Origin of the sequence: Herbidospora sp. NBRC 101105 (genome assembly GCF_030269205.1) — a bacterium.
Classification (GTDB): Bacteria; Actinomycetota; Actinomycetes; order Streptosporangiales; family Streptosporangiaceae; genus Herbidospora; species Herbidospora solisilvae.
The window spans coordinates 1-6,750 of sequence record NZ_BSSX01000014.1; the positions used below are offsets into that span (position 1 = coordinate 1).

At 70.6% G+C, this 6,750-nt stretch carries 6 protein-coding genes; 5 read left to right on the plus strand and 1 reads right to left on the minus strand.

From position 1 onward, the window contains the following. The 3 genes from QSK34_RS37550 to QSK34_RS37560 form a co-directional block, all read left to right on the plus strand. Positions 1-322, plus strand: a 322-nt coding sequence (locus QSK34_RS37550) for a universal stress protein (protein WP_285591606.1), incomplete at its 5' end; no start/stop codon positions are given. Between the two features lie 25 nt (positions 323-347). Next, a complete protein-coding gene (locus tag QSK34_RS37555; protein WP_285591607.1) occupies positions 348-1,202 on the plus strand; it encodes a universal stress protein in 855 nt (284 codons plus the stop codon). Continuing rightward, positions 1,199-1,666 (plus strand): CBS domain-containing protein, encoded by a 468-nt coding sequence (locus tag QSK34_RS37560; RefSeq protein WP_161481657.1) that lies wholly within the window; start codon positions 1,199-1,201, stop codon positions 1,664-1,666. The genes QSK34_RS37555 and QSK34_RS37560 overlap by 4 nt, the downstream gene beginning before the upstream one ends. Position 1,667: 1 nt before the next feature. Here QSK34_RS37560 and QSK34_RS37565 read toward each other — a convergent pair whose 3' ends face one another. Further along, a complete protein-coding gene (locus tag QSK34_RS37565) occupies positions 1,668-3,230 on the minus strand; it encodes an Acg family FMN-binding oxidoreductase (RefSeq protein WP_285591609.1) in 1,563 nt (520 codons plus the stop codon). 137 nt (positions 3,231-3,367) lie between these two features. On the opposite strand from QSK34_RS37565, the gene QSK34_RS37570 reads away from it, so the two are divergent. After that, a complete protein-coding gene (locus QSK34_RS37570; protein WP_285591612.1) occupies positions 3,368-3,799 on the plus strand; it encodes a pyridoxamine 5'-phosphate oxidase family protein in 432 nt (143 codons plus the stop codon). Positions 3,800-4,269: 470 nt separating this feature from the next. After that, positions 4,270-6,750, plus strand: a 2,481-nt coding sequence (locus QSK34_RS37575) for a cation-translocating P-type ATPase (RefSeq protein ID WP_285591610.1), incomplete at its 3' end; no start/stop codon positions are given.

Below are 6,750 nucleotides of genomic sequence, written 5' to 3' on the forward strand. Positions count from 1 at the left end.
ACTCCGGCAGCTCCCGCTGGTGGCGGTCCGGTGTGGCCTGACCGCCCCGTCGTTCGGCACCTCGATGGCGCTGGTCCCCGACCTGACCCTGGCGGAGGAGGAGCTCGGGGAGGCGCTCACCGCCTGGGAGGAGCGCTATCCGGAGGTCCGGGTCAGCGCCAGGGTCACCCTCGACGCCCCACGTGAGGCCCTGACCAGCCTGTCGAAGCAGGCCGAGCTCATCGTGGTGGGGCGCCGCCGCTTCGGCCACCTGGGTTCGACCGCCGACCCGGTGCTTCGGCACGCCGCCTGCGCCGTCGCCGTCGTCGCGATGGCCGACTGACCACGCCGTGTAAAGGAGAACGACCGTGAGTTCGACCATCGTCGTGGGCGTCGACGGATCGGCGCCCTCACTCGCCGCCGTGGAGTACGCGGCGCGCGACGCGGCCCGCAGGAACGCCGCGCTGCGGATCATCCATGTCTGGCCGCCCCTCACCATGGGCGACCGGGAGATACACCAGACCGAGCACCACCACCACGAAGACATCGTCGCCGAGGCTCAGCGACGGGCCTGGGACTGCGCCCCGGACATCGAGATCAGCACCCGACTGATCAGGGGTGACGTCACCGACCGGCTCGGCCGCGAGGCTGTGGGCGCCGACGAGGTCGTGATCGGCAGCCGCGGCCGAGGCGGCTTCGCCGGCCTGATCCTCGGATCGGTCGGCCTGGCCCTCGCCGGTCACACGGCGGCCCCCCTCGTGGTCGTCCGCACCTCTCCCCGGCACACCTACGGCGAGCTGATCGCCGGTTACGACGGAAGCGAGGAGGCGGAGACGGCACTCGACTTCGCCTTCGCCGAGGCCGAACGGCGCGAAGCCCGGCTCAAGCTCGTGTACGCCTGGCAACCGCCACCCCTTGCTGGCTCGGCCGCCGGCTACGCCGCGCTGGTCCAGCGAATGTTCGACGAACAGATGACCTTCGTCTGGCAGCAGCTCGCGCCCTGGGCCGAGAAGTTCCCCCAGGTCCCGATCGAGCACACGGGTGTCTGTGGTCATCCGGTCTACGTCCTGTCGGAGGAGTCCCGCACGGCCGATCTCGTGATCGTCGGTTCCCGCCGACGGGGAGTCATCCGCTCGACCGCTCTGGGATCGGTCGGATACGGCCTGCTGCACCGGGCCCACTGCCCGGTCGCCATCGTCACCGACAAGGAGGACAGGAAATGATCGACCCGACGACGCTCGCCGCCAGGGACGTCATGACACGGGTGGTCGTCACGGTCACCCCGGACGAGTCTCCGATCATGGCCTGGGAACTCATGCGCAAAGGCGGCATCCACCACATCCCGGTCGTCGGCCCCAGCCGCTGGCCACACGGGATCCTCTCGATGCAGGACATCGCTACGAGTTGCTCGGGCACGCTGGCCGACCTGTCCCGCCGCAGGGTGGGCGACCTCATCAAATCGAATCTCACGCCGCGCGTCCCGCTCGACCGGCCGCTCTCCGGCGTGGCCGCCGTGATGCTCGACTCCGGCCACGACGCCGTCCCGGTGGTCGACGAGCAGTGCCGGGCGGTCGGCGTGATCACCACGGTCGACATCCTCCGCGCCGTCGCCGGCCGGATCACGCCGGAACCCGGCACGGCGAGTGACGTCCACCCGGCGTTGTTCCGGGTGGAACCGGTGACCTGACCTAGGAAAGGACCTCCACCAGGGGGCGGCGGTAGGAGAGGGTCGTGCCGAGCGGGTAACCCAGCCGCAGCACGACCTGCGGGTACTCGCCGGAGCACAACTTCTGACGGAGGAAGTCGCGCAGCTGCGGATACTCCAGGAGCTGGGTGTGGAAGGCGGCCTGGACGCCTCGGGAGGAGGCATACAGGAGAACCGACTCCAGCGCCTGCCCTGCCTGGACCCAGTCGATCCGCTCGTCACCGGTCGTGGTGATCGCCGCCACCACTCCGGTCACCCCGGCCGGCTCGTCTTCGGTGCCCCAGCCCTGGCCCCGGCTGTAGTCCCGCTGCGGAAACTCCGGATGGCTCTCTGGGGTCCGCCGAGGGTAGGCGTCGGCGGGCACGCCGTCGCGGCGCGGACTCCCGGGACGCAGCCCCCACCGGATCATCTCCAGCTCGAACTCCGGATCCCGCTCCTGCAACTCCTGCGCCACCGTGGTCAATGCCCCGAGGATCCGCACGTCGCCCGGCGACCTGAACGGGATCAGCCGGACGTTCTGCATGGCGGCCAGCGCCGTCAGCGAGTCGATCAGGTCATCGGGGACGGGCCGCTCGGCGAAGCCACCTCGGTGGGTGCGCCGCCGCGGGATCTCCTCCCGAACGATCCTTACCTCCTCACAGGGTGGCTCCGCCGGGCCGACGCGCACTGTGGCGACCAGGCCCGGGCGGTCGGGATCGGGCAGTGTCCTGACCTGCGGCTGATGGCCCATCGCCCGGACGACCGTCCGCATGTTGAACAGCGCCGCGCCGCAACTGATCGTCAACTGCCGTCCCTGCGGATCGCTGACGGGAAGCCGGCGATCGGCGTCGGCGCGGAGACTGATCTCCTTCCCGGCGATGGCGAAGGACCACGGCTGGGAGTTGTGGATCGACGGCGCCCACGTCGCCGCTTCCACCACCGTCTCCAAACCGGCCTCCGGTTCGCCGGACGGAACCGAGGGCACGGTCGAGGGCAGGGCGAGATCGCAGTTGACCTCCACGACACCATCGATACCCCGGAGGGCTTCGATGAGACGGGGGACCGGCGTTCCGGCGGGGACGGGCCCGGCCACACCGACGGCGCCCTCGCCGACGGTGATCGAGAGAGTGTCAGGATCGAGATCGGTGACGTCCCGGATCACCGTGACGACCTCTTCGCGCACCTCATCAGCCAGCTGGGTGAGGATGGGCACCACGTCCGCCTGCGCCACGACGCCCACGATCTTCCCGTCGTCGGGATGCACGACGGGCAACTGCTCCACATCGTGGATGTACATGAGCCGCGCCGCTTCCCTGACGGTGACGTCGGGTGTCACCGTGACAGCCGGTGTGGTCATCAGATCGCCAGCGGTCACCCTGGGACTCCGCCCTTTGCCGGAACGCAGGTCGGCCTCCGATACGACACCCAACGGGCGGTTGTCGCCATCGACGACCGTGACCTGCTTGATCCCGTACTTGTCCATCGCCGACGCGATCTCCGCACGACGCGTCCCCCGCCGTACCGCGACTGCGGTCTGGCCCATCACCTGTCCGACCTTGATCGGCATGGGACCACCCTTCAGCACCGCCGCCCCATTTCCCGGATGGGCGGAAGGTAGAATAAGGAGTAGTTTCTTTCTTCCTTCCTAGCAGACCACAGTCGGCCGGATGAAATCCGGGCAGGAGAGGAGACCCATTGAGTGCGATGCGTGATTCCGGTCCGAGCACTCTGGAAGAACTGAGCGAAAAGGAGTGCCTTCAGCTCGCCGAGCAAGGCGGAATCGGCCGCGTGGCCTTTGGCGGGGCAGTGGTAGGCCCGACGGTATTCCCGGTGAATTACCGGTTGATCGATGGTCAGGTTGTGTTCCGCATTCGCAAAGGCGGAACCATGGATGAGAGTATTTCATCGGGAATCGACGATGTGGAAGTGAAGATCGCCTTTCAGATCGACCATATCGACGAGCGGAACCGCGACGGATGGAGTGTCCTGATCCAGGGTCCTGCCAGTCACGTTTCAGAGAGTGAGCTGTCAGCAACAGGCGCTGACGACGTCGACTCCTGGGCTGGGGACAGCCGTGACCACTACATCCGTATCGCACCTCAACGCGTGACCGGCCGCAGAATAAACCGGATCTAGGTTTGGAGCCGGAGCGCATCTCCGTGCGACGCCCCCGGTGAACCAGGTGGCCTCAGCCACGTGGTGCCGAGCACAGGGCCGTCACAACATTCCGGATCAGGCGTTGGCGCACTGTCACGCGCAACCGTGTCGCCATATCGCGATCAACGCCATACTTCTCGGCGCACCGCGGGCTGAGGTGGTCGTCGGCGTCGATCTGGCGGCGGTTCACGTCCCGTGCTCGACTTCGCGTTGAGGAAGGCGGGCGTGCCGCCACGCTGGCCCGTGCGCCGTTCTCGCCTGGACGACAGCAGGCGAGCCCTGGCCGGTCGGCAGGAGCTCTTCCGGGACGTCCGGGTGTCGATGGAAGTCCTGGGGTCCGTCAGCCAGGCACTGCTGCACGTCGCCCCTACCCCCGTAACCGTTGTCCGCGCGCGGCGATGACGTGGGGGCTGAGCGAGCGACGTCGGAACCGAGCCGGGAGTCCGATGATGACCACACGAAGTACCGAACACCACGGGCTCTCCAGCGAGGAGGCGGCGGTCCTGCTGAAGCGGGACGGCCCCAACCTGCCGCCGCAGCAGCCCCCGACACCCTTGTGGCGGCGGATCGGCGGGCAGATGAAGGACCCGCTGATCCTCGTCCTGCTGGTGGCCGCCGCGCTGACCGCCGCCACCCGGGACTGGGCCGACATGAGCGTGATCCTGCTGGTGGTCGTGGTCAACACCACCGCCGGAGTCGTCCAGGAGGTACGCGCCGACCGGGCCATCACCGCCCTCTCACGGCTCACCGCCCCATCCGCCCGGGTGGTCAGAGACGGCGCCCAGACTCCGGTCCCGGCGGCCGAGGTGGTGCGGGGCGATCTGCTGGTGCTGGCCGAGGGGGATGTGGTCCCCGCCGACGCCGTGGTGGTGGAGTCGGCCGGGCTGCTGGTGGACGAGTCGGCGCTGACCGGGGAGTCCGTGTCGATCGACAAGGGCGACGGCGACCCCCTGTCGGCGGGGACCATGGTGGTGCGGGGCCGGGGCCAGGCCGAGGTGACGGCGATCGGTGCCGCGAGCGCCGTCGGCCGCATCGCCTCGATGATGGGCCAGAAGGCGGCGCTGACGCCGCTCCAGCGCCGGCTGGCAGGCGTCGGACGCGTGCTCGCCGCGGTCGCGGTGACGCTGTGCGCCCTGGTGCTGGCTCTGGGCCTGCTGCGGGGGCAGCCCGTGGAGCTGATGGTGGTGACCGCGATCAGCCTCGTCGTCGCCGCCGTACCCGAATCCCTGCCGGCCGTGGTCACACTGAGCCTCGCGCTGGGCGCCCGGCGGATGACCACACGATCCGCCCTGATACGCCGCCTGCACGCGGTGGAGACCCTGGGCTCGGTGACCGTGCTGGCCACCGACAAGACCGGCACCCTCACCGAGGGCCGGATGGTCGTCCGCGAGATGTGGACCCCTGCCGGAGGAGCGCTGCTCACCGGCTCCGGCTACGCCCCGGAAGGCGAGATCCGCCCCTCCCCCGGCACGACCGCCGGCGACTTCACCGACCTGGCGACCGCGGCCGCCCTGTGCAACGACGCCACGCTCGTCCGCGACGCCGAGGGCAGGTGGGAGGCACTGGGCGACCCGACCGAGGCCGCCCTGCTGGCCGCCGCCGCCAAACTGGGCCTGGACCACACCGAGCTCCGGCGCCGGTTCGCGAGGGTCGGCGAACTGCCCTTCGACAGCGACCGCAAACGCATGACCACCGCGCACCGGCTGCCCACCGGCCAGACCCGGGTGATCTGCAAAGGCGCCCCCGAGGTACTGCTCCAACCCCTGCTGCTCGGCGACGCGCCGGAGTCGCTGGAACGCGCGGCCGCGGCGGCCTGCCGGCTCGCCCACGCCGGCTACCGGGTACTGGCGGTCGCGGGGGCCGACCTCGACGGAACGCCTGCGCGCGTCGAGGAGCGCGGCCTGCGCCTGATCGGCCTGGTGGCGATGCTCGACCCGCCGAGGCGGGAGGCCGCCGACGCCGTGGCCTCCTGCCGCAGGGCCGGTATCCGGCCGCTGCTGATCACCGGCGACCACCCGGGGACCGCCCGCGCCATCGCCGTGGAGCTGGGCATCGTCGAACACGACGGCGTGGTCGCCGACTGCCGCGAGAAAGACGCCCACAGGCAGGACGCCACCGTGTACGCTCGCGCCACCCCCGCGCAGAAACTGGACATCATCCGGCGGCTGCGGGACAACGGCGAGGTGCTGGCCATGACCGGCGACGGGGTCAACGACGGTCCCGCCTTGCGGCAGGCCGACATCGGGGTGGCCATGGGCCGCCGGGGCACCGAGGTCGCCCGGCAGGCCGCCGACCTGGTGCTCGCCGACGACAACCTGACCACGGTGGTCGCCGCCGTCCAGGAGGGCCGGCGCGTCTACGCCAACATCCGCCGCTTCCTCGTCTACGGCCTGTCCGGCGGGGCCGCAGAGATCGCCGTGATGCTGCTGGGCCCCTTCCTCGGTCTTCCGCTGCCGCTGCTGCCGGCCCAGATCCTGTGGATCAACCTGCTCACCCACGGCCTGCCCGGCGTGGCCCTGGGCGGCGAGCCCGCCACGCCCGGTTCCATGGACGCCCCGCCGCGTCCTCCGAGGGAGAGCATCCTCGGGGCGGGCCTGTGGCAGCGCGTGGTCCGCGTCGCCGCGGTGCTGACCGCCGTGACACTCGGCGTCGCGGTGTGGGCCGCCCATACCGGCCGCCCCTGGCAGAGCATGGCCTTCCTGGCCCTGGGCGCGGCACAGCTCGGCGTCGCCCTCGGCTCACGCACCCGGCCCGGCACCCGGGCCAATCCGCTGCTGCCGATCGCCGTCGCGGGCGCGCTCGTGCTCCAGCTGGCCGGGCTGTACCTCCCGCCCCTGCGCGACCTTCTGGGCACCCGGCCACTGGCCGCCGGTGACCTGGTGATCGTGCTGGCGGTATCGGTGCTGGGCTACGCCGCGGTGCGACTCGAC

Coding starts and splice junctions, on each gene's coding strand:
- QSK34_RS37560 (WP_161481657.1), top strand. CDS start 1,199: ATGATCGACCCGACGACGCTCGCCGCCAGGGACGTCATGACACGGGTG.
- QSK34_RS37565 (WP_285591609.1), bottom strand. CDS start 3,230: ATGCCGATCAAGGTCGGACAGGTGATGGGCCAGACCGCAGTCGCGGTA.
- QSK34_RS37570 (WP_285591612.1), top strand. CDS start 3,368: ATGCGTGATTCCGGTCCGAGCACTCTGGAAGAACTGAGCGAAAAGGAG.